Source organism: Acidovorax sp. A79 (assembly GCF_041154505.1).
Lineage (GTDB): Bacteria > Pseudomonadota > Gammaproteobacteria > Burkholderiales > Burkholderiaceae_C > Acidovorax.
In genome coordinates this window covers 3,619,242-3,644,332 of record NZ_AP028672.1, presented here as the reverse complement: position 1 = coordinate 3,644,332, position 25,091 = coordinate 3,619,242, and the positions used below count along the sequence as shown (strand labels likewise).

The window sequence follows — 25,091 nt, the reverse complement described above, 5'->3', positions numbered from 1 at the left end:
TCTTTCCTGGGTGCGGTTGAAAAATGTCCAGCCCCTCACCGTACCCGCAATCCCCTCGGCTGCGCCCTCGCAGGACGCAGTTCGCGGCGTTGGCTTACAGCGCCGCTTCGAGAATCCGCCGGCTCACGGCCGGCGTGATCTCGCGCTGCTCGCCCAGCGTGACCATGCCGTGCGCTTCGAGCTGCGCCACCACGGCGCCCACGGTGTCGGCGCCCAGGCCGTAGCCAGACAGGCGCGTGGCGATGCCCATGCTTTCGAAGAAGGCGCGCGTTCGCCCGATGGCGGCGGTGATGCGTTCGTCGTCGGTGCCGGTGGTGATGCCCCACACGCGCTCGCCGTACTGCAGCAGCTTGGCGCGCTTGGGGCCACGGCGCTCGTGCAGCAGCGCGGGCAGCACGATGGCCAGCGTGCGCGCGTGGTCGATGCCGTGCAGCGCCGTGAGCTCGTGGCCGATCATGTGCGTGGCCCAGTCCTGCGGCACGCCCGCGCCGATCAGGCCGTTGAGCGCCATGGTGGCCGCCCACATGAGGTTGGCGCGGTCGTCGTACACGGGCTCGGGGGCGGTCAAGAGGCGCGGGCCGATCTCGATCAGCGTCTGCAGGATGCCTTCGGCAAAACGGTCCTGCACGGGCGCGTTGACCGGGTACGTGAGGTACTGCTCCACCGTGTGCACGAAGGCATCGACCACGCCGTTGGCCAGCTGCTGGGGCGGCAGGGTGTAGGTCTTGGTGGGGTCGAGCACCGAGAACACGGGGTAGGTGTGGTGGCTGCCAAAGGCCAGCTTGGCGCCCTTGGCGCGGTGGGTGATCACGCCGCCGTTGTTCATCTCGGAGCCCGTGGCGGGCAGCGTGAGCACGGCGCCGAAGGGCAGCGCGGCGGTGACGTTGCGGCCGTGCTTTTCCAGAATGGCCCAGGGGTCGCCGCCTTCGAACTTGACGGCCGCGGCGATGAACTTCACTGCATCGATCACCGAGCCGCCGCCCACCGCGAGCAGGAAGTCGAACCCGCCTTCGCGGATCTGCGCCACGGCCTTCATCGAGGTTTCATAGCTGGGATTGGGCTCGATGCCGCTGAAGGTGGCGTGCTGGCGGCTGGCGAGCGCCGTGCGCACCTCGGCCAGCGTGCCGGTCTTCTCGGCGCTGGCGCCGCCCACCAGGATCAGCACCTTGGCCGCGGCAGGCACGAGCTTGTCCAGGTCGGCGATGCGGCCCTGGCCGAACGCGATGCGGGTGGGGTTGTGAAAGTCGAAATTCAGCATGGCAATCCTTGGGTGGGGTGCGGGCATTGTGTCGTGCCCTGGGCCGGGGCGAGCGTCGCCTGCGCAACACGGCGGGCAGGCACACCGGCCCGCCAGCGCGCCATGCCCCTCCCTGCCCCGCAGCAACACCATCGCCAGCGCCACGATGCCGGCGATGCCCACCGTCAGCACCTTGGCCACGGAGAATCCCCCGCTGCGGCGCAGGGTGCCCAGGCCCCGCAGCAGCAGGACCAGCGCGGCACACAGGGTGCACAGCACCATGCCAAAGGCCGCGGCGATGCAATCGAGCCCGAACGTACCGCATGCCATGGCCTGCCCGAAGCCGGTGAGCAAGGCCAGCGACACGCCAAGGCCCACGGCGAGCACACCAAGTCCCGCCCAGACCGGCACCGGCACGCGCGCCGCCGCCGAAGATGTAGTGGTGGTGGCCATCGATCAGCCCTCGGCCTCTTCTCGTGCCGCCTGCCAGGGCAAGGCCGGGTCGGTGAAGGCGGGTTGCCACAGGTCGGCATAGACCGCAAACGCCTGCCGGCGGGTCTCGTCCGACTCCAGCTCGACCGCGGCATCGTCAAGCCCCCGCACGCTCCAGTCGGCCAGCACGGCGTAGCGCCGCTGCGCCGTGTCGATCAGCACCGAATGCAGGGCGTGGGTCGTGCACGCCACATAGCGCCCACCGGGGCTGACCAGGAAGTAACCCACGTCGCCGGGCCGCAGGGCAGCCAGTGGCAGGGCGCAGCGCAAGGCATCGGCCCATTCGGGCGGGGCGGGTACGGGCATGGAAGAAAGAAACTCCTGGTGGGGCGCGGAACGTGCGCGCCGCGGTGGCGCGTCCTGCGTGGACCGACTGTAGCGGCAACGGCCACGGCCACGCTGGCGCCGCCCCTCAGGTGCTGCGGTCCCCGGGAGGCCCCGATCAATCCGGCGCCCCTGCCGCCCCACCCCTGGTCTCGCCCTGGCGACCGGACTCCGCGCCCGCCAACACCTGCAGCCGCTGCGCCATGAAGTCGCGCAGCGCGCGCACCAGCGGCGTGAGCTGGCGGCGGCTGGGCGCCACGAGGAACAGGGGCACGGCCTCGGTGGTCCAGCCCGGGCACAGCGGCACCAGGCGCCCGGCGGCAAGGTCGTCCGCCACGTCGAAGTACGACTTGTAGGCGATGCCCCGGCCCCGCACGGCCCAGCGGCGCACGGCGTCGCCGTCGTTGGACACATTGCGGCTGCGCACGCGCACCAGCACCTCCTGGCCCGCCGCATCCCAGAAGCGCCAGCGGTCGTGCACGTCCTCGCCGAGCATGAAACACAGGGCGTCATGGCCGGCCAGCGCATGCGGCGTGGCGGGCGCCCCGCGGGCCTGCAGATAGGCGGGCGCGGCGCACAGCACGCGCCGGTGGTCGGCCGCGAGCGGCAGGGCCACCAGGCTCGAATCCTGCGGCTTGCCGTAGCGAAAGGCCGCGTCCACCGGCTCGCTGTAGACATTGGCCATGCGGTCCGACAGCTGCAGGCGGATGTCGATGCCCGGGTGCTCGGCCTGGAAGGCATCCAGCCACGGCAGCAGCACGTTGCGCCCCAGGTCGGAGGGGGCGGCGAGCAGGAGCGTGCCGCGAAATCCGCGGGCCTGGCCGCCTTGCAACTGGCCCCGCACCTGCTGCAGCGCGGCCAGCGCGGGGCGGCAGTGCTCCAGGAACAGCTCGCCCTCCTGCGTGAGCCGCAGGCTGCGCGTGGAGCGCACGAAGAGCGCCACGCCCAGCTCGGCCTCCAGCCGCTTGAGGGCCGCACTGGCCGCCGCCGGCGTGAGGTCCAGCGCCCGCGCGGTGGCCGACAGGCTGCCGCTGTCCACGGTGCGCACGAAGATGTCGAGGTCCTGCAGACTTTTCATGGGTGGTGTGGGGAGCTTTAGGGCTGGATTTTCAAATTTTCTTTGAATATTGATTCAACCAACAGCCTATTTAAAACAAAAGACAACAGGATCACCATCACGGCCATGTTCCACACCGCTTGCCAAGGCACAACGCCATGACCTCCACCGCCACCGCGCCCGCTCTCGCGCGCCCCTTGCAACTCGGCCCGCTCACCTTGCCCAACCGCATGGTGATGGCCCCCATGACCCGCGCCCGCAGCAGCCAGCCGGGCGGCGTGCCCAACGCGCTCATGGCCGACTACTACGCCCAGCGCGCCAGCGCCGGGCTCATCGTGAGCGAGGCGAGCCAGGTCTCGCCCCAGGGCCAGGGCTACAGCTTCACGCCCGGCATCCACAGCGACGCGCAGGTGCAGGGCTGGCGCCGGGTGACCGACGCGGTGCATGCCGCCGGCGGCCGCATGGTGCTGCAGCTGTGGCACGTGGGCCGCATGTCGCACGCCAGTTTCCACGCCGACGGCCTGCCCGTGGCGCCCTCGGCCATTGCCCCCGAGGCCCGGGTGTGGGTGGCGGACGGCGACGGCGTGGGCCACATGCTCGACTGCCCGGTGCCGCGCGCGCTGCAAGCGAGCGAAATCGCCGGCGTGGTGGACGACTTCCGCCGCGCCGCCGCCAACGCCATGCGTGCTGGGTTCGACGGCGTGGAGATCCACGGCGCCAACGGCTACCTCATCGACCAGTTCCTGCGCACCACGTCCAACCACCGCAGCGATGCCTATGGCGGCCCGGTGGCCCACCGCACCCGCTTCGCCCGCGAGGTGGCCGCCGCCGTGGCCAGCGAGGCCGGGGCCGAGCGCACCGGCATGCGCCTGGCGCCGTTCATTACGCAGCGCGGCATGGACTGCCCGGACATCATCCCCACCATCCTGCACCTGGCACGCGAGCTGGACACCCTGGGCCTGGCCTACCTGCACCTGGCCGAAGCCGACTGGGACGATGCCCCCTCCATTCCCGCCGATTTCCGCCAGGCCCTGCGCGCGGCCTATGGCGGCCGCGTGATCGTGGCGGGCAAGTACACGCCCGAGCGCGCGCAGCAGATCCTGGATTCGGGCATGGCCGACCTGGTGGCCTTTGGCCGGCCGTTCATCGCCAACCCCGACCTGCCCGCGCGCTATGCGGCCGGGCTGCCCCTGGCCGGCTACGACCCGGGCACGCTGTTCGGCGGCGCGGCCCAGGGGTATTCCGACTACCGCGCGCACGCGGCCGCGGCGTGACGCCTGGCCGCCACCGCATGGACCGCTCTTTTTCCACCTCACTTTTCTGCAAGGACACACCACCATGAAAGCCATTGGCTACCAGGCCCCCCGCGCCATCGACCACCCCGCATCGCTGCTCGACATCACCCAACCCGACCCCGTGGCCACCGGCCGCGATCTGCTCGTGGAAGTGCATGCCGTTTCCGTGAACCCCGTGGACACCAAGGTGCGCAAGGGCAGCGGCCCCGCCGAGGGCCAGGCGTACAAGGTGCTGGGCTGGGACGCCAGCGGCATCGTGCGCGCCGTGGGGCCCGACGTGATGCTCTTCGCGCCCGGCGACCGCGTCTGGTACGCGGGCTCCATCGCACGCCCTGGCACCAACAGCGAACTGCACCTGGTGGACGAGCGCATCGTGGGCCACGCCCCCCAATCGCTGGACTTTGCCGAAGCCGCCGCGCTGCCGTTGACCACCATCACCGCGTGGGAGCTGCTGTTCGACCGCCTGGGCGTGGTGCCCGGCAAGCAGCCCACCAACAAGACATTGCTCATCATCGGCGCGAGCGGGGGCGTGGGCTCTATCCTCACGCAGCTGGCGGCGCGGCTCACCAGCCTCACGATCATCGGCACCGCATCGCGCCCCGAAACGCAGCAATGGGTGCGCGACCTGGGTGCCCACCACGTGATCGACCACAGCAAGCCCCTGACGCAGGAGCTGGCCCGCATCGGCCACCCCTCGGTGGACATCATCGTGAGCCTCACGCAGACCGACGCGCACTTCGACCAGATCGTCGAGGCCATCGCGCCGCAGGGCCAGTTCGCGCTGATCGACGACCCGGTGTCGCTCGACGTGACGAAGTTCAAGCGCAAGTCGGTGTCGGTACACTGGGAGCTGATGTTCACCCGCGCGCTCTTCGGCACCGCCGACATGATCGGCCAGCACCGGCTGCTGACCGAGGTGGCGCAGCTGGTGGATGCGGGGCTGATCCGCACCACGCTGGACCAACGGTTTGGCACCATCAATGCCGAGAATCTGAAGCGCGCGCATGCGCTCATCGAGAGCGGCAAGGCGCGGGGCAAGCTGGTGCTGGAGGGATGGGCCTGAAGAACTGCGGGCCACGCAGGGGGGCGCAGCACCACCCGCGCGGCAGATTGTGTGCCGGGTTGAAAAACACTGTGTTTACAAACAGTATTTCAGGTATAAAACAGGGCACCACAACCCGAGGAGACCTCCCATGCTGGACCACATGACCTTCCGCGTCACCGACATCGCCCGCACCAAGGCGTTCTACACCGCAGTCCTCACGCCTTTGGGCTACAGCCTGTGTTTTGAAGGCAACTACGGCTCCAACATGCTGGGCTTTGCCTACCCGGCTCCGTCCGAGCCCGACGGCAAGAAGGCGGATGTGTGGTTCATCGACGGCCCCTCGCCCTACGGCGGCCCGCCTGCGACTACGGGCTGCCATCTGGCGTGGCGGGCCGCCACGCGGGCCCAGGTCGATGCCTTCTACCGCGCCGCCATCGAAGCCGGGGGCCAAGACAACGGCGCCCCCGGCCTGCGGCCCGACTACCACCCCCACTACTACGGCGCGTTTGTCATCGACCCCGAGGGCAACAACATCGAGGCGGTGTGCCACCTGCCGGAGTAAGAAACACCGCTGCACCCTCCGCAGAGGGCGCGTCGCCAAGCGAGTGCACCCGTGGAACTGGCTTTGCCAGGCCACCGGGTGCGTCCCCCTGGGGGGAAGCGGCGCAGCCGCTCAGGGGGGTCAGTCGAGTTTCACGCCCGCCGCCTTGATGATCTCGCCCCAGCGCTTGGACTCGGAGCGTGCCATGGCGCGGAACTGCTCGGGCGTGCCGGGCAGGGCTTCCATGCCGAAGTCGTTCATGCGCTTGACCACGGCGGGGTTGAGCAGGGCCTTGTTCAGGTCGCCGTTCAGGCGCGCCGTGATGGCCGCGGGCAGACCGGCGGGCGCCAGGATGCCCTGGAACGCGAACACCTCGGTGTTGGGCACACCGGCTTCGGCCAGCGTGGGCACGTCGGGCAATGCGGCCACGCGCTTGGCCGAGCCGATGGCCAGCGCGCGCACCTTGCCCGAGGCGATCACGGGCAGGCCAGCGGCCAGGTCCAGGAACATGCAGGGCACCTGCCCGCCCATCACGTCCTGCAGCGCGGGCGCCGCGCCCCGGTAGGGGATGTGCGTGAGGAAGGTCTTGGTGCGGTTCTTGAACATCTCCATCGCCAGGTGGTGCGGCGAGCCGTTGCCGGGCGATGCGTAGTTGAGCTTGCCGGGGTTGGCGCGCGCGTAGGCCAGGAATTCCTTCAACGTCTTCGCTTCGAACGCCGGGTGCACCACCAGCGCCAGCGGAAAGCGGCTGATGCCGCCCACGTAGGTGAAGTCCTTCTCGGGATTGAACGGCAGCTTGGTGAACAGGTGCTCGTTGTAGGCCAGCACGGCGTTGTCGGCCGACATGAAGGTGTTGCCGTCGGGCTTGGCCGTGGCCACCAGCTGCGCGCCGATGTTGGTGGACGCGCCGGGACGGTTGTCCACGATGATCTGCTGGCCCAGGGTCTGGCGCATGGCCTCGGCCACGGTGCGCGCCAGCACGTCGGTGCCGCCGCCGGCCGGGTACGGCACCACCCAGCGCAAGGGCTGGTCGGGCCACGCGGACTGGGCGGCGGCCCAGGGGGCGGCGGAGGTGGCGCCTGCGGCGGCCAGGGCGGTCAAGAGGGTTCTGCGGTGCATGGGGCTGTCTCCTTTTACTATTCAATTGATAGCTGCTTGCGCTTATATATCAAGCGCTAGAGGCCATTTTGGCTTAAAAATCTCTATGCCACACGTTCAGCGCACGGCGCATGAAACGGGCACATCCTCAGGCCAGTGCCACCGTGGAACTGGCTCCGCCAGGCCACTGGTGGCGTCCCCCTGAGGGGGAAGGCGCCGAAGGCGACTCAGGGGGCTGCAATGGTCTGGTCGATCGCGCCGAAGATGCTGGCGCCGTCCTTGCCCTTGACCTCGATGCGGATGGTGTCGCCGAACTTCATGAACTCGGTGCTGGGTTTGCCGTCCTGGATGGTCTCGATGCAGCGCTTTTCGGCGATGCAACTGTAGCCCTTGGGCCATTCGGTACGGCCGCTGGCGTCGGTCACGCCCTTGTTGCTCACGGTGCCGCTGCCGATGATGGAGCCGGCGCGCAGGTTGCGCGTCTTGGCCACGTGGGCGATCAGCTGGCCGAAGTGAAAAGTCATCTCGGGGCCGGCGTCGCACATGCCGACCTTGCGGCCGTTCCAGGTGGACTGCACCGTGAGGTTCACGCGGCCGTGGTCCCAGGCGTCGCCCAGCTCGTCCAGCGTCACGGCCACGGGGCCGAACGCGGTGGCGGGCTTGCTCTGGAAGAAACCAAAACCCTTGGCCAGCTCGGCCGGGATCAGGTTGCGCAGGCTCACGTCGTTGGCGATCATCACCAGGCGGATGCCGTCCAACGCCTGGTCGGCGGTGGCGCCCATCTTCACGTCGCCGGTCACCACGGCGATCTCGGCCTCGAAGTCGATGCCCATGGCCTCGCTGGGCACCACCACCTTATCGCAGGGGCCGATGAAGTCATCGCTGCCGCCCTGGTACATCAGCGGGTCGGTGTAGAAGCTTTCGGGCACCTCGGAGTTGCGCGCTTTTCGCACCAGTTCGACGTGGTTGATGTAGGCCGAACCGTCCGCCCATTGGTAGGCGCGGGGCAGCGGGGCCATGCACTGGGCGGGGTCGAAGGGAAAGGCGTGGCGCGCGCGGCCGCTGTTGAGCTGGTCGTACAGGTCCTGCAGCTGGGGCGACAGGAAGCCCCAGTCATCCAGCACCTGCTGGAGCTTGCTGGCGATGCCGGTCGCATAATGGGCTGTGCCCAGGTCGCGGGAGACGACAACCAGTTGGCCGTCGCGCGAGCCGTCTTTGTAGGTAGCGAGTTTCATGGTGGCAGGACCTTTGTCTCAAGGGGTTGAAAGTCTTCACCCAGCACGAATTACGCTTGGGTAAATTGATTTAACTAAACAAAACTCGCAAATTTTAGTGCACATGGACAAAGAACGTGCAGGAATTCAATCGGTCGAGGTGGGTTTTGCCCTGCTGGAGGGGCTGACACGCTCGCGCGGACCGCTGATGCTCAAGGATGTGGCGGCCTCGGCCGGCATGAGCGCGGCCAAGGCGCACCGGTATCTGGTGAGCTTTCAGCGCCTGGGCCTGGTCACGCAGGACAGCCGCACCGCGCGCTACGACCTGGGGCCCGCCGCCCTCAAGCTGGGGTTGGCCTCGCTGGCCCGGCTCGATGCCGTGCGCCTGGCGCGCGAGCGCATGCCCGAGCTCATGGAAAGCATCGGCCACACCTTGGCGCTGGCCGTGTGGGGCAACCACGGCCCGACCATCGTGCACTGGGAGGAATCGCCCCAGGCCGTGACCGCCAACCTGCGCCTGGGCGACGTGATGCCACTGCTCTCGTCCGCCACCGGCCGCTGCTTTGCGGCGCACATGGCGCCCGATGTGGTGGCTCCGCTGCTCAAGGACGAGCTGGCCCGCGCCGTGAAGATGCGGCGCACCGACCTGCCCTCCACCATGGCCGAGGTGAACGCACTGCTGGCGGAGGTGCGCACGCGCGGCGCGGCCCGCGTGGTGGACACCCTTCTGCCCGGCATCGTGGCGTTCTGCGCACCGGTGTTCGACGCGGACGGCCATCTGGAGCTGGGCATCACCACGCTGGGCTCCATCGCCACCTTCGACCCGGAATGGGACGGCGCTATCGACGTTCCGCTGCGCGCGGCCGCCGCCCAGCTGTCGAGCGACCTCGGCGCCGGCAGCGCCTGACGCCCCCTCCTGCACGCATCGCTGTAGATGCCACGGCGCGCCCTGGTTCTCATCACCGCCCTGGTACTGGCCCTGCACTGGCTGGTGCTGACAGGGGTGCCCCTGGCGTGGGACAGCCCCCAGCAGCCAGCGGCGGGCCGCGTCTTCAGCACGCGCAGCGTGGCAGCCCCGCCGCCCGCGCCCGCCCCCACCGCGACTCCAGTGGCCGCGCCCACGCCAACGCCGCCTGCGGCCAAGCCCGTGGTGCGCAGGAAACCTGCGCCGCCCGTCCCCTCCCCGGCCGCGGCAGATCCGCCGGTTGCGGCGCCCGGGGCCTCCGTGCAGGTGGCGGGTGCAGAGGCCAGCGCAAACGCCGCCACCGCCGCGCCAGCCGCCGACGTTGCCACGCCAGACGCGGCCACCCCGGCATCAGCCCCCCAGGCCGAGGCACCGGCACCAGCGGCTTCGGCACCGCCTGCGGAAGAAACCACCACCACCACCGCCGCCGGAATCGACATCGCGCCCCCGGGCTCCGGCACAGCACGCAGCGCGGGTGCCCCGCCGCCGCCCGTGCGCATTCCGGCCCCCACGCGGCTGGCGTTCGACGTGAGCGGGCAGGCCAAGAAGTTCGCGTACAACGCCCGCGCCGAGCTGCTCTGGCAGCACGACGGCAGCCGCTACGAAGCACGCCAGGAGGTCAGCGCCTTCCTGGTGGGCAGCCGCATACAGCGCAGCGTGGGCGCCATCACGGCCCAGGGCCTGCTGCCCGAGAAGTTTTCCGACAAATCCCGCAGCGAGCAGGCCGCGCATTTCGACCATGCCAAGGGCCGGGTGACCTTCAGCGCCAACACACCCGAGGCCGCCGTCGGCCCGGGCGCACAGGACAGGCTGAGCCTGTTCATCCAGCTGGGTGCCATGCTGGCGGCCGACCCGGGCCGCTTCGTGCCCGGCACGCAGGTCACCATCACCACCGTGAGCGCCCGTACCGCAGACCGCTGGACCTTCACCGTCGAAGGCCCGGAAACGCTGGACCTGCCCGCCGGCCCCACCCCCGCCCTGAAGCTGCTGCGCCTGCCCCGCAAGGACTACGACCAGAAAGCCGAGCTGTGGGTGGCGCCGTCGCTGGGCTACCTGCCGGTGCGCATCAAGCTCACGCAGGCCAATGGCGATTTCGCCGACCTGCAGCTGCGCAACAGTGGCGCACCCTGACCCCAGACGGAACAGCGCCCCAGGCCGAGTGTTGCGCCCATACGCCACCGGGGCAAAAAAGCCCCACCAGCCCGGCGCACTGCGTTTTTCGTGAAATACTGGCTGCAACAGGGTTGATGCGGTGCGGCAAGTGTTCTGGTTGGCAGGCCTTCTCAGGGCCCGACAAGACACCACCCCACCGTCGGGATACCCCGCAAGCCGCCCCCGGGGCTTGAACTCTGCGTGACTGCTGTCATCTGAATTTCAAATCAACCAGGGGAACACGATGCACATGCTCTACGACTCAGAATCCTTCGTGGTGGTCCACATGCTGCCCGACGCCGTGGAGAAAAAGAGCGCCCAGGCACTCAACGACACCGCCCCCGCCGCCCCCCAGCTCGCCCGCCACGGCTTTGAAATCGTGGACAAGCGCTCAGGCAAGGAGGTGTACCTGGACGGTTCCTGGGCCGAGATGTTCCAGGAGCAGATCCTGGCCTGGCAGCGCGACACCCCCACGCAGGAAGAAGTGGAAGACGCGCTGGACCGCTATGCGGGGCTGGCGCAGAACCCGGTGGTCGTGCACTAACCCCTGCTGCCTGCGCGAACACAAGCTTCTGCCAATTCGCGCAACCCCATGTATCAGGCCGAGGGCGGGCTCCGTGGGCTGCAAAGCCGAGGAAACAGGCCGCCCAATATCCTTGGAGCTAGACCTCAATCACATCGGGCGCCAAACCTTGCAGATGGCGCTCGTGCATCGTCACATAAGCCGCCTCCACGTCTCGCGCAAACTGGCGGGTATTGAACAGGGGGGCCTGGTCTCTTTGAGCCCAAAGTTTGTCGCGCAGAGTCTGAAGGCGTGCGGGGTCTTGTGCAAGACTGATCGCCAGTGCCTCGTATTCGGCGACGCTGTAAGTCACCAACTCTGGCAAACCAACGGCTTGCAAAAGACTCGCAGCGACACGGGCAGCAAACGACTCTCCCAGGCGTGTGAGCACTGGCAGCCCCGCCCACAGGGCATCACTCGCGGTGGTGTGAGCGTTGTACGGGAGGGTGTCCAGAAACAGATCTGCCAGACGATGGCGCGCCAAGTGCTCGTCCAAAGGCATGCGCTGCGCAAACACCAGCCTCTGCGCTGCAACCCCCCGCTCCTGCGCCTCACGCCGCAGGTTGGTCGCAACGGCAGGGGTGTCCTCAAAAAGCCATAGCACACTGCCAGGCACTGCTTGCAGAATGCGCATCCAGCTGTCAAATATCAGTGGAAGAATCTTGTGGTTGTTGTTGAAGCAGCAAAACACAACGCCATGGGCAGGCAGCCCCAACTCTCCACGGGTGAACACGCGATCGCTGATTGCACGCTGTGAGTCATTCACCTGGTAGCTGTGCGGCATGTAGACCGGCTTTTCGGTGAATTGGACCTGCGCCTTTGGCGGGATCACCACCTTGTCTGCAATCACATAGTCCATGTAGTCCGCTCCGGTAGTCCCGGGGTAGCCGATGTAGCTGACCTGAACAGGCGCGCAGCGATGGGCAAAGATGCGAAACCGATGGTCCAGAGTGAATCCCTTGAGGTCCACCGCAATGTCTATACCCAGCTCCCGCGACATTCGCGCGATGTCACCCCCTCCGAGCTCTCGCACGTCGATGAAATGGTCAAAACTTTGGCGCAGCCGATGCCGCATCGTATCCTCGACAGATGGCCCATACGAGAAGGCAAACCACTCAAACCGCTCACGGTCGTGGCTTTCAAAAAGCCCTGCCATCAAGCACGCGGTGGCGTGGGTGTGAAAGTCTGCCGAGTAGTACCCAACTCGAATCTTGCCGCCAGGGATGCGCGCAGGGATCGACCCCAAGGCCGCGGACTCTGGGTAGTCCAATTTGACTTGGGTTTGGGCCGCCTTCATTTGAAGCGCGGGAGAATCAAACAACGCCACTACGGTGAACGGCTGCACGCTCAGCTCGCCCGCCCGAATGCTCTGCTCGCACCGTTCAAGATCATCTGCCAGATGCCGCCAGTCGCAGGTTTTGATCCGGCTGTCTACTAGGAACCCCAGTAAGTACTTGACTTCCGGGTCTATGCGGTAGGCCTCCTGAAAATCAGCGCTCGCATCTTCATACCGATTGAGCCGATGATGAAATGCGGCACGGTTGTAGTGCAGATCCACCATGTCTGGCGCCATGCGAATGGCTTTATCGTACAGAGCAAGGGCTTCGGAATGGCGCCCCGCTTCCAGCAAGGAACGCGCCCAGAACGACAGGATGTCAAGGTCTTGGGGACTCAAATGGGCGGCCTTCCTGAAGGCCTCGACAGCATTGGAGAACTGAAACAGGCACATCCACGCCAAGCCCAAGTGCTTGTGGGCTTGAACCAGATTGCCGTCGCCCTGTATGGCGGCTTCGAAGTGCCTGATCGCATCGGTCCACTGTTCGCGTTGCGCCAGGATAGTCCCCTTGCCGTTGTGTGCCTCGGCGTGCTGAGGCCTCAGTGCAATAACCCGGTCAAAGTACCGCAATGCCTCGTCGGGTCGATCGGCCTGAGCATGCAGCACTCCGAGGTTCTGGCAGGCATCCACATCCTGGTCATTCAGGTCAAACGCCTGCTCATAGCATTTCAGTGCTTCATCCAGCCGCTCCAGCAGGCGCAGCACATAACCTTTGTTGTTATGGGCCGCCGCCAGTCTAGGCTGTAGGGTAATGGCCTGGTCGTAGCTCGCCACAGCATCTGCAGGCCGCGACAACTCCTTGAGCGTGATCCCTCGGTTGACATAGGCTTCCGCAAAGTCTGGGCGCAGGCTGATGGCTTGCTCAAAGTGCGCAAGCGCTTCTTCATGGCGCTTCAGCGCGCCCAATGCAATTCCGCGATTGACATAGGGCGCCGCGTCCTGCGGGGCCTGCTTGATAGCCTGTCCGATCAGATCAACCGCCATCTGCAAATGGCCCGCCTGGTAGGCCAGCACACCTTGCATGTGCAGGGCACCAAAGTTCTTCGGGTCATTCTTCAAAATGGTGTTGTAGAGCTGACTGGCCTGCGCGAGGCTTCCCTGCCGGTGCGCCCGCCTAGCCTGGTCCAGCCACGCGGCCAACTGAGCTTTGGTTGCTTGGGGGGGGGGACGTACGCCAAAGTTGAAATGAATGCTCATGGTGAGGGGTGTGCTTCGAATGGGAACGCGGGAAAGAGGATCGCAAGGGTTGCCCAACAACGCCGACATAGTGCAGATTGTGCCCCGACGCCCCCAGGTCAGGACACGGGAGCAGGATAGCGGTGCCGATAAAGCGGCGCGACCACTGTCAGTACAGCAATCAATCGGCACACCTGAAACGCCGTGACCAACGAGGCGCCCAGCTGCAGCACTTTCCCCGTGATGGCCATCTCGGCAATACCGCCGGGCGCGGTGCCCAGCAGCAAAGTCACCCAGGGCGGCTCCGGCGCCCAGGCAAGCAGGCTTGCGAACAGCGCGCACGCGAGCATCAGCACCAGTGTGCCCAACGCCACGGACACGAGCCAGCGCGGCGCTGTATACAGAAAATCCGCGCGAAAACGCACCCCAAAACTGCCACCGATCGCCAGCTGCGCAGCATTCACCATGCCCTGCGGTACCGCCGACAGGCTGACACCAGCCATGGTGAATCCCATGGAAACCAGCAGAGCCCCCATGACCCACGGGTTGGCACGGCCCATGCGGTCCATGAGCACAGCACCCGCGCCTGTCAGCGCGGCCATCAGCAGCAATCCTGGCCCGCTCACCACCCTGGCCATTGCAGGTTGGATACCCAAGCCCTGCAGAGCAAACGGTATCGTCACCGTGACGATCAGCAGGCGCAAGCTGTGGAAGGCCGCAACCAGATCTGTACGCGCGTTCTCGCGTTCAGACAGCAGTGTCATCTCGGACGCGGCGCCGATTGCACCCGCGAAGTAGGTGGTAGCGAGCAGCCTCGGGGCGCCGTTGTACCGACCTGCTACTGCGCAGCGCCGGCACGCCTTGACCGCCATGCGGGTGATTCTGCTAGGGCGTTTGCCCCATGGTATTGCGCAGGAGCGCCATCCCACAAAAAAGACCCGTGAAGCCCGAGGCGCAGAGTTTTCATGAAATACCGCTTCGGCAAGAGGGCAAAACGGCAAAAGCCACGGGCTAGCTGTGAGGATTCAATAGGTTGTATCCGGTGTTCATCCGGATTGGGTTTGAGAGACTGGAAGTCGCCAAACACCCAATCGACTCAGGACACCCAACCGAATGAACACCCATATGCATGCCCGACTTACGTTTGCCCGTCGCCTGGAGATGGTCCAGCAGATGACGCTGCAGAGCCTGAGCGCTGCCCAAGCCGCTGCTGTACAAGGTACCACACCGCCCACAGACAGAAAGTGGCTTGGCCGCTATCTGACAGGAGGTGAGGCAGCCCTGGTCGATGTATCCTCCAGGCCTGTCCGCTCACCTAGAACCATCGATTCGTCCGAGGCCCTGCTGATCCTGGAGCTGCGCATGCGGCGCATGCTGCAGGCGCGCGTTGCACGCAGCGTGGAGCACGAGGCGGCAGGTGACCTGCTGCACATCGATACCAAGAAGCTGGGTGTCATCGTCAGACCAAGCTACCGGGTCACCGGGTCACCGGCAATCGCAAGGATTCGGTGGCTGGAGCGGGTTGGGAGACCTTGTTCGTTGCCATCAATGACCATGCCCGAATTGCCTTCACGGCCATGCACCCCGATGAGAAGAAGAGTGAGGCGGTGCAGTTCCTGCGCAATGCGGTGGCCTGCTACGCGGGGCTGGGTATCACCATCAAGCACTTGCTGACGGACAACGGCTCTGCGTTTCGCTCACGCGAGTTCGCCGCTGCCTGCACGGCCTTGGGCATCTGGCACAAGTGCACCCGGGCCTATCGACCCCAGACCAATGGCAAGGCAGAGCGATTCATCCAATCGGCGCTGCGAGAGTGGGCCTATGGCTGGAGCTACCAGAACTCAGCGGAGCGAACGGTGGCCTTGGCAAGCTGGCAGCATCACTACAACTGGCACCGGCCGCACAGTGGCATTGGCGGCTTGGTGCCCATGGCCAGACTCGATCCCACCGGAAACAACCTCCTGAGAATCAACACCTAGGCCTGCGCCACTTGAACTCCACGCACCCGCTGTCATCTGACATCTATATCGACAAGGGGAACACGATGCACATGCTCTACGACTCAGAATCCTTCGTGGTGGTCCACATGCTGCCCGACGCCGTGGAGAAAAAGAGCACCCAGGCGCTCAACGACACCGCCCCCGCCGTTCCCCAGCTCGCACGCCATGGCTTTGAAATCGTGGACAAGCGTTCGGGCAAAGAGGTGTACCTGGACGGATCCTGGGCCGAGATGTTCCAGGAGCAGATCCTGGCCTGGCAGCGCGACACCCCCACGCAGGAAGAAGTGGAAGACGCGCTGGACCGTTATGCGGGGCTGGCGCAGAACCCCGTGGTCGTGCACTGATCCACCTGCGCTGCAGCTTTTGTTTCAGCCGCAGCGGGGGCGGCACACCCGGAGGCCCCAGGGACCTCGCCAAACTCAGCGCCGGGGGAGCATGTCCTCCCCGCCTTCGGCCCTATACCTCGATCACTTCGGGCGCCAGGCCCTGCATGTACCGCCCATGCATCGCCACATAGGCGGCCTCGATGTCGCGCGCAAACTGACGGGTGTTGAACAGTGGGGACTGGGCTTTTTCCGCGTGGAGTTTGTCGCGCAGCGCTTTCAGGCGCCCAGGGTCCCGCGCGAGCGAGATCGCCAGAGCTTCATACTCGGCGGCGCTGTGGGTCACAAGTTCCGGCAGACCCACGGCCTGCAGCAGGCTCGCCGCCACACGCGCCGCAAACGACTCTCCCAGCCTCGTGAGCACCGGTAGGCCCGCCCACAAGGCATCGCTGGCCGTGGTGTGGGCGTTGTAAGGCAAGGTATCCAGAAACAGGTCGGCCAGCCGGTGGCGCGCCAGGTGCTGGTCCAGGGGCAGGCGCTGTGCAAACACCAGCCTCTCAGGCGCCACGCCGCGCGCCTGCGCCTCACGCCGCAGGCTACCCTCCACAGCAGGGTTATCTGCCAAAAGCCAGAGAACGCTGTCCGGAACCGCCTGCAGAATGCGCATCCAGCTGTCAAAGACCTGTGGAAGGATCTTCTGGTTGTTGTTGAAACAGCAGAACACGCGCCCTGTCGCAGGCAACCGTGCCTCCTCTCTGGTGAAGACCCGATCACTGATTGCGCGCTGCGAGTCATTGACCTGGTAGCTGTGCGGCAGGTAGGCGAGTTTTTCGGTGAAATGGATCTGCGCCTGGGCTGGGACGACCACCTTGTCGGCAATCACGTAGTCCATATAGTCCGCACCGGTCGTCCCCGGGTAGCCCAGATAACCGGCCTGGATGGGCGCGCAGCGGTGGGCAAAAATGCCAAAGCGGCAGCCCGTCGTGAAACCCATCAGATCAATGGCGATGTCGATGCCCAGTTCCCGCGACAGGCGAGCGATATCGATCTCCCGCTGCTCGCGCACGTCGATGAAATGGTCAAAGCCTGCGACCAGGCGCTCGCGCATGGCGTCCTTCGAAGGCGGCCCGAACGAAAACGCAAACCACTCGAAGCGATCACGGTCATGGACCTCGAAAAGCTGCGCTATCAGATACGCGGTGGCGTGGCCGTGGAAGTCCGCAGAGTAGTAGCCGACCCGGATCTTGCCTCCGCCAGTGCGCGCCAGGATGGGGCCCAGGACGCTGGACGCAGGGAAGTCCTGCTGCACGGAAGCTTGTGCCGCCTGCTTGTGCAACTCGGGCGAGTCGAACAACGAAAGCGCTATGAAGGGTTTCACACCCAGCTCACCGGCCCGGATGCTCCGCTCACATTGCACCATATCGTCCGCCAAGTGCCTCCAATCGCCGGTCTTGAGCCTGCAGCTCGCAAGATACCCTAGCAGATACTTCGCATCTGGCTTGAGGCGATACACCTGCGTGTAGTCGGCCACGGCGTCCTGATGCCGGTTGAACCGGATGTGCAAAGTGGCGCGGTTGTAGTACAGATCCGGCCTTTCAGGCGCCAACCTAATCGCCTGGTCGTAGACGGCAAGTGCTTCTGCATACCGCCCTGCCTCCAGCAACGAAACGGCTAGAAACGCCAGGATTTCCACGTCGTGTGGGCTCAGTCGGGCAGCCTTCTGAAAGGCTTGCACCGCATTCGGCAGTTGAAAAAGGCTGCGCTGCGCGATACCCAGGTTCTTGTGGGCCTGAACCAGCTGGTCGTCGGCTTGTAGGGCGGCCTCGAAGTGCGCAATGGCCTGCGTCCACTGCTCCCTTTGCGCCAGGATCGCGCCCTTACCGTTGTGGGCTTCCGCATGCTGCGGCCGCAGCGCGATGACCCGGTCAAAGCACTGCAAAGCCTCGTCCGGGCGGCCAGCGTCGGCATGCAGCATGCCCATGTTCTGACACGCATCCACGTCGTCGCGGTCCAGGGCAAAGGCCTGTTCATAACATTTCAGCGCCTCGTCCAACCGTTCGAGCTGGCGCAAGGCATTGCCCTTGTTGTTGAAAGCAGCGGCCAGTCGCGGCTGGAGGGCGATCGCCTGGTCGTAGCTCGCAATGGCATCCAGAGGCCGCGACAGCTCCTTCAGAGTGATCCCCCGGTTGACATAGGCCTCGGCGAAACCCGGGCGCAGGCCGATGGCCCGCTCAAAGTGCGCCAGCGCCTCGTCATGGCGCTTCAAAGCCCCCAAGGCCAGCCCGCGATTGACATGGGGCGCAGCATCCTCCGGAGCCAGCTTGATCGCCTGGCCGATCAGATCGACCGCCATCTGCAGGTGACCCGCCTGGTACGCCAGCACCCCCTGCATGTGCAGGGCGCCAACGTTTTTTGGATCATTCTTCAAAATGGTGTTGTAGAGCTGGTTGGCCTGCGCAAGGCGTCCCTGCTGGTGCGCTTGCATGGCTTGCTCCAGCCAGGCGGCCAGCTGGGCTTTCGTTGCTTGGGGAGGGCGTACGCCGAAGTTGTAATGAATGCTCATGGTCTGGGGTGTGCAGCGGATGGAAACGCTCACAGACCGTCGCCAGGACAATCCATCAGCGTCAACAAAGGTGGGATTGTGACGCGCCCGCCTCTGTTCAGGCCGCGGTGGCGGGGTAGATCCGCCGGTACAGCGGGTCCACCAGCATCAGCACCGCGATCAGCCGGCACACCTGGAACGCCGTGACCACCGGCACCCCCAGCTGCAGCACCTTGGCGGTGATGGCCATCTCGGTGATGCCTCCGGGCGAGGTCCCCAGCAGCAGGGTGACCCAGGGCAGACCTGTCGCCCAGGCCAGCAAGGCCGCGAACAACGCGCACACCCCCATGAGCACCAGGGTGCCCACCGCCACCGACACGAGCCAGCGCGGCGCCGTGTGCAGAAAATCCGCACGAAAGCGGACCCCCAGGCTCACGCCGATGACCAGTTGCGCCGCATTCACCATCGCCTGGGGCACGGCGGACAGGGTGATGCCTGCCATGGTGAGCCCCATGGACACCAGCATCGCGCCCATGAACCACGGGTTCGCCCGGCCCAGCCTGTCCATCAGCAGGGCCCCGGCCCCCGTCAGCAGCGCCATCAGCGCCAGACCGGGTGCGCTCACCACCCGGGCCGTGGGCGGCAGGATATCCAGGCCATGCAGTCCGCTCCATTGCAGCGCGAAAGGGATCGTGACCGTGACGATCAGCAACCGCAGGCTGTGGCTGGCCGCCACGAGGTCGGTGCGGGCGTTCTCGCGTTCGGACAGCAGGGTCATTTCGGATGCCGCACCGATGGCCCCCGAGAAGTAGCTCGTGGCCCGCAGCATCGGCGCAGGCACCCCGTGCATGCGCGGCGCATGCACCCGGTACAGCCAGGCGCCGAACAGCCAGCCCAGGAACAGCGCCCACACGATGCCCAGGGCGATGGCCCACCAGAGCCCGCCAATCAGTCCCACAACCTGGGGCGTGAAGTACAGGCCCAAGGCGGCGCCAATGGTCCACTGCCCCGCATTGCGCAAGGGCCCCCAGCTTTCCGTGGGCCCGCCAGCGATGGACACCACCGAAGTGGCCAGCAGCGGGCCGATCATCCAGGGCAGCGGGGTGTGAAGGGCTGCGCAGCCGATCGCGCAAGCCAGAGCGAGCAACAGGGTCAGGAGGATACGGAGAAACAGATTCATGGCAGCGAGGGCTCGGTATCGGCATCGGAAAGGACCAAACCCCGGCGGGCACCATACCCGCACCTCCTGCCCCTCGACATGTTCCAAATGGAACGGGGGGCATCGCGGAATGGCACAGCGGGGGCGGATGCCAGACACGCGCTGGCTCCGCCTCCCGGGGCTCAGCCGGCGTCCGCCTCCTTGAAATAGGCAATGGTCCGGCGCAAGCCCGCGTCAATGTCGACGCGGGGGGCCCACCCCCCCAGCAGCTGGCGCGCCAGCGAAATGTCGGGCTGCCGCTGCCGGGGATCGTCTCCCGGGAGCGGGTGGTAGGTGATCCGCGCGGACGAGCCCGTCCCTGCGAGGATTTTCTGCGCGAGTTCCAGGACGGTGAACTCCCCTGGATTGCCCAGATTGACCGGTCCCGCCACCTCGTCCGGCGTGGCCATCATGCGCACCAGGGCTTCCACGAGGTCATCCACGTAGCAGAAGCTGCGGGTCTGCGTCCCCGCCCCGTAAACGGTCAGATCCGCCCCGCGCAGCGCCTGGACGATGAAGTTGGAGACCACCCGGCCGTCATCCGGACGCATGCGCGGGCCATACGTATTGAACAGCCGCACGACCTTGGTGCGCACGCCATGCTGGCGCCGGTAGTCGAAGAACAGGGTCTCCGCGCAGCGCTTGCCCTCGTCGTAGCAGGCCCGCACACCGATGGGATTGACGTTGCCCCAATAGGACTCAGGCTGCGGATGCACGCCGGGGTCGCCATACACCTCGCTCGTCGAGGCCTGAAGAATCACGGCATGGCACTTGCGGGCCAGCTCCAGCAGATTCATGGCACCCAGCACGCTGGTGCGCAGGGTCCGCAGCGGATCGGACTGGTAGTGCACGGGCGACGCGGGGCAGGCCAGGTTGTAGATCTCGTCCACTTCGGCATCCAGGGCCTGGACGACATCGTGGCAAAGCACACGAAACCGCGGAGAGGCCAGGAGGTGGGCGATGTTCTTTTCCAAGCCGGTGGAGAAGTCGTCCACGCACAGCACCGCATGGCCATCCTTCAGCAGGCGCTCGCACAGATGGGAGCCAAGAAAGCCAGCGCCTCCCGTGACCAGGATTTTCTTTTCCGTCGTCATGCTGCCGTGGCCTCGAGTGCATCCGCAGCGCTGCGGCCCACGGTCAGATAGTCGAACCCCAGGGCCCGCATGGAGCGCGGCTCGTACAGATTGCGCCCGTCCACGACAAGGGGCTGCCGCAGGGCCGCCCGCAGGGCATCGAAATTGGGACTGCGAAACACCTGCCATTCGGTCACGATCAGCAAGGCGTCTGCACCGCACGCCGCGTCAATGGGATCCTGGGCATAGCTGATGTGCTCGAGCAGTTCGGGCCGGTCGCGCAGATCCTCCTCCAGGCAACGGCGGGCCTCCTGCATGGCCACCGGATCGAAGACCCGAAGCACCGCCCCGCGCTCCAGCAATTCACGGACCAGCACCCGGCTGGAAGCCTCGCGCATGTCATCGGTATTGGGCTTGAAGGCAAGCCCCCACACCGCCAGCCGACGGCCGGAAAGATCCGGTCCGAGCCGCTGGGCGAGCTTGTCCACCAGCAGCCGCTTCTGTCCATCGTTGACCTGTGCCACCGCCGCGAGCAATCGCAGCGGCAGCCCGACCTCCTCGCCCATGCGCTGCAACGCAGTCACATCCTTGGGAAAGCAGCTGCCGCCGTAGCCCACGCCCGGGTAAAGAAAAATCTCCCCAATGCGCGGATCCGCGCCGATACCCACGCGCACGGGTTCGATGTCCACACCCAGCCGGTCGGCCAGGTTGGCCATCTCGTTCATGAAACTGATACGCGTGGCCAGCATGGCGTTCGCCGCATACTTGGTGAACTCGGCACTGCGCCGGTCCATGCAGATGACGCGGTCGTGGCCATGCCCGAACGGGCGGTACAACTCACGCATGAGATCACCGGCGCGCCGCTCTTCAGGCGCATCGCCCAACCCAATGATGATGCGGTCAGGCCGCATGAAATCCTCGATCGCACTGCCCTCCTTGAGGAACTCAGGATTGGAGACCACGGCAAAACCAGGCGCTGGCTCGGCCCCTGACCAGCGTTTGGCCAACACGGAGGCCACCACATCGCGCACCGCCTCGCCTGAGCCCACCGGCACCGTGGACTTGTTGACGATCACCTTGAAACTGGTCATGTGGGTGGCAATGGCACGCGCCACCTCAAACACGTAGCGCAGATCCGCACAGCCATCACCTGCGGCGGGCGTGCCCACCGCAATGAACTGCACATCTCCATGGGCTACCCCATGCGCCATGTCGATGGAAAATGCCAGCCGCCCTGCGCGGGCGTTGCTGACGACCAGCTCGCGCAACCCTGGTTCGTAGATCGGCACCTCTCCGCGCTGCAGCGCGGAAATCTTGCCCGCATCCGTGTCGATGCACAGGACATCATTGCCCAGTTCCGCAAGGCATACGCCGGTAACGAGCCCCACGTAACCGGTTCCGAACAAGGTGAGATTCATGAAGGGGGCAAAAAAATGAGAAATACAAGACATGGAGCTCGCGCCCACGCGAAGGGCGCCGTGAAATTTCACACCTCAATCACATCGGGAGGCAGCCCCTGGTGCGCGCGTTCCACCATTGTGGTGTATGCCGACTCGATATGCCGCGCAAAGAGCCGGACATTGAACAAGGGCGACTGGGGCCCCTGTTCCTCCAGCTTGTCCCGAATGCTCCTGAGTTGCGCCACGTCGCGGGTAAGCTCTATGGCTCGGGCCTCAAATGCAGACTGCGTCTGGGTGACAAGCTCGGGCAACCCCACGGCATGCAAGAGGCTCGCCGCCACTCGGCTCGCAAACGATTGTCCTGAACACGTCAGAACCGGCAGCCCTACCCACAAGGCATCGCTCGCGGTGGTGTGCGCGTTGTAGGGCAGCGTATCAAGGAAGAGGTCGGCCATCCGCTGGCGGGCGAGATGCTGGTCCATGGGCACGCGGCTGGCAAACACAAGGCGGTCCGCAGAAATCCCCCGGGCCTGCGCCTCTCGGCGCAGATTCCGCGCCGCAATCGGGTTGTCTTCCAGCAGCCACAAGACGCTGCCTTCAACGGCATGGAGGATGCGCATCCAGACGTCAAACGTGGGCGGCAGGATCTTGAAGTTGTTGTTGAAGCAGCAAAACACAAAACCAGTGGCTGGCAAACCCAGTTCGTCGCGGGAAAATGTCCGGTCAGCTACTTTCCGCTGGGAGTCGTTGACCTGGTAGCTGTGCGGCAGATAGACCACTTTTTCAGTGAAGTCGGCCTGGGCATGGGGAGGAATCACCACCTTGTCGGCGATCACATAGTCAATGTAACTGGCACCGATGGTGCCAGGGTACGCCAGGTAGCTGACCTGAACGGGTGCACACCGGTACGAAAAACATCTCAAACGCGTCGCTTGCGTAAAGCCCATCAGATCCACAGCGATGTCGATACCAAGATCTCGCGAAAGCTGTGCAATATCAAGATCGGTACGCTCACGCACATCCAGAAAATGGTCAAAGGCCACCACCAGTCGCTCGCGCATGCTGTCGTGCACTTGGGGACTGACCGAAAACGCGAACAACTCAAATCGCTCGCGGTCATGCACTTCAATCAGCTCCGCAATCAAGTACGCAGAGGGGTGGTTGCGAAAATCTGCGGAGTAGTAACCGATGCGAATCTTCTCGCCCCTTGCACGAACAGGAATCGCGCCCAACGCCGCAGACGCTGGCAGATCGCGTTCTACAAGAAGGCGTGCAACCTCTTTGTGGAGGGCAGGCTGGTCGAACACGGACAGGGCAGAGAAAGGCTCAAGGACAGGCTTCCAAGCCCGGATGTCCTGCTGGAGCTGAAGCAGTTCTTCATCCAGGTTTTGCCAAATACAGCCATGCACCTTGGCGGTAACGATCTCGCTTTGCAGCATCGTCAAAGGAGCGGGCAACCGCTGGGCCAGATAGAACTGCTGCAAAGCCTCGTCGTACCGCTTCATCTCCCGCAAAAGCCGACCCATAAGAAACCTGGACTCCCCTTGCTGGGGCCGAAGCTCGATCGCGCGGCGAACGTCCGCCAGTGCACTTTCCAGATTTCTCAATTGCAGTTGCGCCTCGCCACGGTTGTTGTAAGCCTCGGCGGACTGCGGATTGAGCTCCAGCGCCCGGCTGAAGGCAGCAACCGCTTCTGCATACCGGCCCAGCCTGAGTAAGGCCGTGCCCCGGTTGTTGTGCGGCTCCGGTATCTGGGGTGCGCGTTCGATCACCTGGTCCATGCACTCCAGGGTTTCATCAAACTGCTTCATCTGCAGGTGAATGCAGCCCAGATTGAAACGCGCCTGAACATTCGCAGGATCTATCGCCAGCACCTTGCGGTAGCTTTCCATGGCCTCCGGCAACCGATCCAAGGTTTGCAGGACCGTTCCCCGGTTGTAGTGCGCGAGCCCCAATCCGGGCGAAAGTGCGATGGCCTGATCGAATGAAGCCAGCGCCTCCTGGTTGCGCTGCAGGCGTAGCAGCGCGTTGCCACGATTGAAGTAGGGATCAAGGTAGTCGGGCTTGAGAGCGATGGCCCGGTCATAGGCGCGAATGGCGTCTGCGGGCCGGTTGGCCATCAGCCATTCATTGCCCCGGGTGTTGCACGCCGTCGCATCATCGGGGAGGGGCGACTCCACAGCTCTACCGCCCGCAACCAAGCCCGTCCCGTAATTGATTCCGAATTTGAAACTGGGTTGGCTGGATGGTATGGCGCCAGGCTTGAAGGACTGGCCGAAATGGGGTTTCTTTGCGTCGGTCAAGGTGCTTCCCGGTACGGATGAGAGGTTGACATCCCATCATGGTAAACACCTGCGCAGTACCCAACCGCCGTCCGACGCCAGCAGGGTTGGCTCCAGGAGCAACCGCCAAGCATTCTCTGTAAGGCGAACAGCCATGAAAAGCGGATACCGTGCCCCCCTCGAAGACGCACAGAGCGCACTGGTGGAACCTGTCAGCGCTCAGGCAGCGCCGCGGCGGCGCGCCATCTCCCGCCCCATCCCGTCCAGCGCAGCGGGCTCCAGCAGGTGCAGCGCCGCCGGGTAGGCCTCCTGCTCCTCGCGGCGGATATGGCCTGCATAGCGGTCCGCAAATCGATCAAGGAGCGCCTCCTCCGATTCCGCGAATCCCTGGATGACTCCTTGTTCCAGCGCCTGCAGCGCAACCCGTGCTGCAGCCCAGTCCGCCACCATGCGGACATGGTCGTCCTGCAGGCTGCGCACCAGCGCCTGGACCCCGGGCTCGGCCTGGGCGAGCAGCAGCGGGAAGACGTGGAGTTCCTCGTCTTCATGGTGCAGCGGTGCGGCGATGTCGAAATACCGCAGCACGTCGCGCGCCGCCTGGCGGGCGCTCTCGTCGGCACCCTGCAGGCGCACATGGGCGCGCAGGCGGCCCAGCAAGGCCAGCGAACGCTGCACGCGCTCATGGCAGGCCTCCAGCATGGCGAAGGGTTGCTCGAACCCGACGGCCGGCGCGCTGAAACCGGGGATATGGCGGGCGGATGGGGCGGGCGAGGCCATCTG

19 protein-coding genes and 2 pseudogenes are annotated in these 25,091 nt (G+C 65.5%); 8 read left to right on the top strand and 13 right to left on the bottom strand.

The window, feature by feature from the left end; translation table 11 throughout:
• Positions 1 to 94: 94 nt before the first annotated feature.
• The 3 genes from ACAM51_RS16660 to ACAM51_RS16650 all read right to left on the bottom strand — a co-directional run bounded on the left by ACAM51_RS16660 (position 95) and on the right by ACAM51_RS16650 (position 3,131).
• Positions 95 to 1,258 carry an iron-containing alcohol dehydrogenase gene (locus ACAM51_RS16660; RefSeq protein WP_369643836.1) on the bottom strand — a complete coding sequence of 388 codons (1,164 nt, stop codon included), beginning with the start codon at positions 1,256 to 1,258 and terminating at the stop codon, positions 95 to 97.
• A 435-nt stretch (positions 1,259 to 1,693) separates the two neighbouring features.
• Positions 1,694 to 2,035 (bottom strand): hypothetical protein, encoded by a 342-nt coding sequence (locus ACAM51_RS16655; protein ID WP_369641235.1) that lies wholly within the window; start codon positions 2,033 to 2,035, stop codon positions 1,694 to 1,696.
• Between the two features lie 136 nt (positions 2,036 to 2,171).
• Positions 2,172 to 3,131 (bottom strand): LysR family transcriptional regulator, encoded by a 960-nt coding sequence (locus ACAM51_RS16650; protein ID WP_255591693.1) that lies wholly within the window; start codon positions 3,129 to 3,131, stop codon positions 2,172 to 2,174.
• A gap of 137 nt (positions 3,132 to 3,268) precedes the next feature.
• On the opposite strand from ACAM51_RS16650, the gene ACAM51_RS16645 reads away from it, so the two are divergent.
• From ACAM51_RS16645 to ACAM51_RS16635, 3 genes are all read left to right on the top strand, one after another.
• Positions 3,269 to 4,384 carry an alkene reductase gene (locus ACAM51_RS16645; RefSeq protein ID WP_218297290.1) on the top strand — a complete coding sequence of 372 codons (1,116 nt, stop codon included), beginning with the start codon at positions 3,269 to 3,271 and terminating at the stop codon, positions 4,382 to 4,384.
• Between the two features lie 64 nt (positions 4,385 to 4,448).
• The gene (locus ACAM51_RS16640) at positions 4,449 to 5,468 is read left to right on the top strand and encodes a zinc-binding alcohol dehydrogenase family protein (RefSeq protein ID WP_369641234.1); all 1,020 of its coding nucleotides are present in this window, start codon (positions 4,449 to 4,451) and stop codon (positions 5,466 to 5,468) included.
• A 130-nt stretch (positions 5,469 to 5,598) separates the two neighbouring features.
• Positions 5,599 to 6,012 (top strand): VOC family protein, encoded by a 414-nt coding sequence (locus ACAM51_RS16635; protein ID WP_369641233.1) that lies wholly within the window; start codon positions 5,599 to 5,601, stop codon positions 6,010 to 6,012.
• Positions 6,013 to 6,132: 120 nt separating this feature from the next.
• On the opposite strand, the gene ACAM51_RS16630 is transcribed toward ACAM51_RS16635, so the two are convergent.
• Both ACAM51_RS16630 and ACAM51_RS16625 read right to left on the bottom strand, forming a co-directional pair.
• A complete protein-coding gene (locus tag ACAM51_RS16630) occupies positions 6,133 to 7,110 on the bottom strand; it encodes a Bug family tripartite tricarboxylate transporter substrate binding protein (protein ID WP_369641232.1) in 978 nt (325 codons plus the stop codon).
• Between the two features lie 206 nt (positions 7,111 to 7,316).
• On the bottom strand, positions 7,317 to 8,324 hold the full coding sequence (locus tag ACAM51_RS16625; protein ID WP_369641231.1) for a fumarylacetoacetate hydrolase family protein: 1,008 nt from the start codon (positions 8,322 to 8,324) through the stop codon (positions 7,317 to 7,319).
• Between the two features lie 103 nt (positions 8,325 to 8,427).
• Here ACAM51_RS16625 and ACAM51_RS16620 point away from each other — a divergent pair, with 103 nt between their 5' ends.
• From ACAM51_RS16620 to ACAM51_RS16610, 3 genes are all read left to right on the top strand, one after another.
• Entirely contained in the window at positions 8,428 to 9,210 is a 783-nt protein-coding gene (locus tag ACAM51_RS16620) for an IclR family transcriptional regulator (protein WP_218297295.1), read from the top strand.
• Positions 9,211 to 9,237: 27 nt separating this feature from the next.
• On the top strand, positions 9,238 to 10,398 hold the full coding sequence (locus tag ACAM51_RS16615) for a DUF3108 domain-containing protein (RefSeq protein WP_369641230.1): 1,161 nt from the start codon (positions 9,238 to 9,240) through the stop codon (positions 10,396 to 10,398).
• 265 nt (positions 10,399 to 10,663) lie between these two features.
• Positions 10,664 to 10,963, top strand: a complete 300-nt coding sequence (locus tag ACAM51_RS16610; RefSeq protein ID WP_137748832.1) for a DUF3567 domain-containing protein — start codon at positions 10,664 to 10,666, stop codon at positions 10,961 to 10,963.
• Between the two features lie 118 nt (positions 10,964 to 11,081).
• Here ACAM51_RS16610 and ACAM51_RS16605 read toward each other — a convergent pair whose 3' ends face one another.
• Positions 11,082 to 13,514, bottom strand: coding sequence for a tetratricopeptide repeat protein (locus tag ACAM51_RS16605; protein WP_369641229.1), 2,433 nt, complete (start codon positions 13,512 to 13,514; stop codon positions 11,082 to 11,084).
• Positions 13,515 to 13,612: 98 nt separating this feature from the next.
• Positions 13,613 to 14,308 (bottom strand): annotated as a pseudogene (locus tag ACAM51_RS16600) (AbrB family transcriptional regulator); the annotation flags it as partial.
• A gap of 298 nt (positions 14,309 to 14,606) precedes the next feature.
• Between ACAM51_RS16600 and ACAM51_RS16595 the strand changes: the two are divergent.
• Together ACAM51_RS16595 and ACAM51_RS16590 are read left to right on the top strand one after the other, a co-directional pair.
• Positions 14,607 to 15,472: pseudogene (locus ACAM51_RS16595) on the top strand (integrase core domain-containing protein).
• Positions 15,473 to 15,537: 65 nt separating this feature from the next.
• A complete protein-coding gene (locus tag ACAM51_RS16590; RefSeq protein ID WP_010462989.1) occupies positions 15,538 to 15,837 on the top strand; it encodes a DUF3567 domain-containing protein in 300 nt (99 codons plus the stop codon).
• A gap of 112 nt (positions 15,838 to 15,949) precedes the next feature.
• Here ACAM51_RS16590 and ACAM51_RS16585 read toward each other — a convergent pair whose 3' ends face one another.
• The 6 genes from ACAM51_RS16585 to ACAM51_RS16560 all read right to left on the bottom strand — a co-directional run bounded on the left by ACAM51_RS16585 (position 15,950) and on the right by ACAM51_RS16560 (position 25,088).
• Positions 15,950 to 18,379: a tetratricopeptide repeat protein gene (locus tag ACAM51_RS16585; protein ID WP_369641228.1), complete on the bottom strand. Its 2,430-nt coding sequence runs from the start codon at positions 18,377 to 18,379 to the stop codon at positions 15,950 to 15,952.
• Between the two features lie 97 nt (positions 18,380 to 18,476).
• Positions 18,477 to 19,538, bottom strand: a complete 1,062-nt coding sequence (locus tag ACAM51_RS16580; RefSeq protein ID WP_369641227.1) for an AbrB family transcriptional regulator — start codon at positions 19,536 to 19,538, stop codon at positions 18,477 to 18,479.
• A gap of 161 nt (positions 19,539 to 19,699) precedes the next feature.
• Positions 19,700 to 20,650, bottom strand: a complete 951-nt coding sequence (locus ACAM51_RS16575) for a UDP-glucuronic acid decarboxylase family protein (RefSeq protein ID WP_218297299.1) — start codon at positions 20,648 to 20,650, stop codon at positions 19,700 to 19,702.
• Complete coding sequence (locus ACAM51_RS16570) at positions 20,647 to 22,047, bottom strand: UDP-glucose/GDP-mannose dehydrogenase family protein (protein ID WP_369643835.1); 1,401 nt, start codon at positions 22,045 to 22,047, stop codon at positions 20,647 to 20,649. Before ACAM51_RS16570 ends, ACAM51_RS16575 begins: the two co-directional genes overlap by 4 nt.
• A gap of 68 nt (positions 22,048 to 22,115) precedes the next feature.
• Positions 22,116 to 24,332 carry a tetratricopeptide repeat protein gene (locus ACAM51_RS16565; protein ID WP_369641226.1) on the bottom strand — a complete coding sequence of 739 codons (2,217 nt, stop codon included), beginning with the start codon at positions 24,330 to 24,332 and terminating at the stop codon, positions 22,116 to 22,118.
• Between the two features lie 198 nt (positions 24,333 to 24,530).
• On the bottom strand, positions 24,531 to 25,088 hold the full coding sequence (locus ACAM51_RS16560) for a hemerythrin domain-containing protein (RefSeq protein WP_369641225.1): 558 nt from the start codon (positions 25,086 to 25,088) through the stop codon (positions 24,531 to 24,533).
• Positions 25,089 to 25,091: the final 3 nt, after the last annotated feature.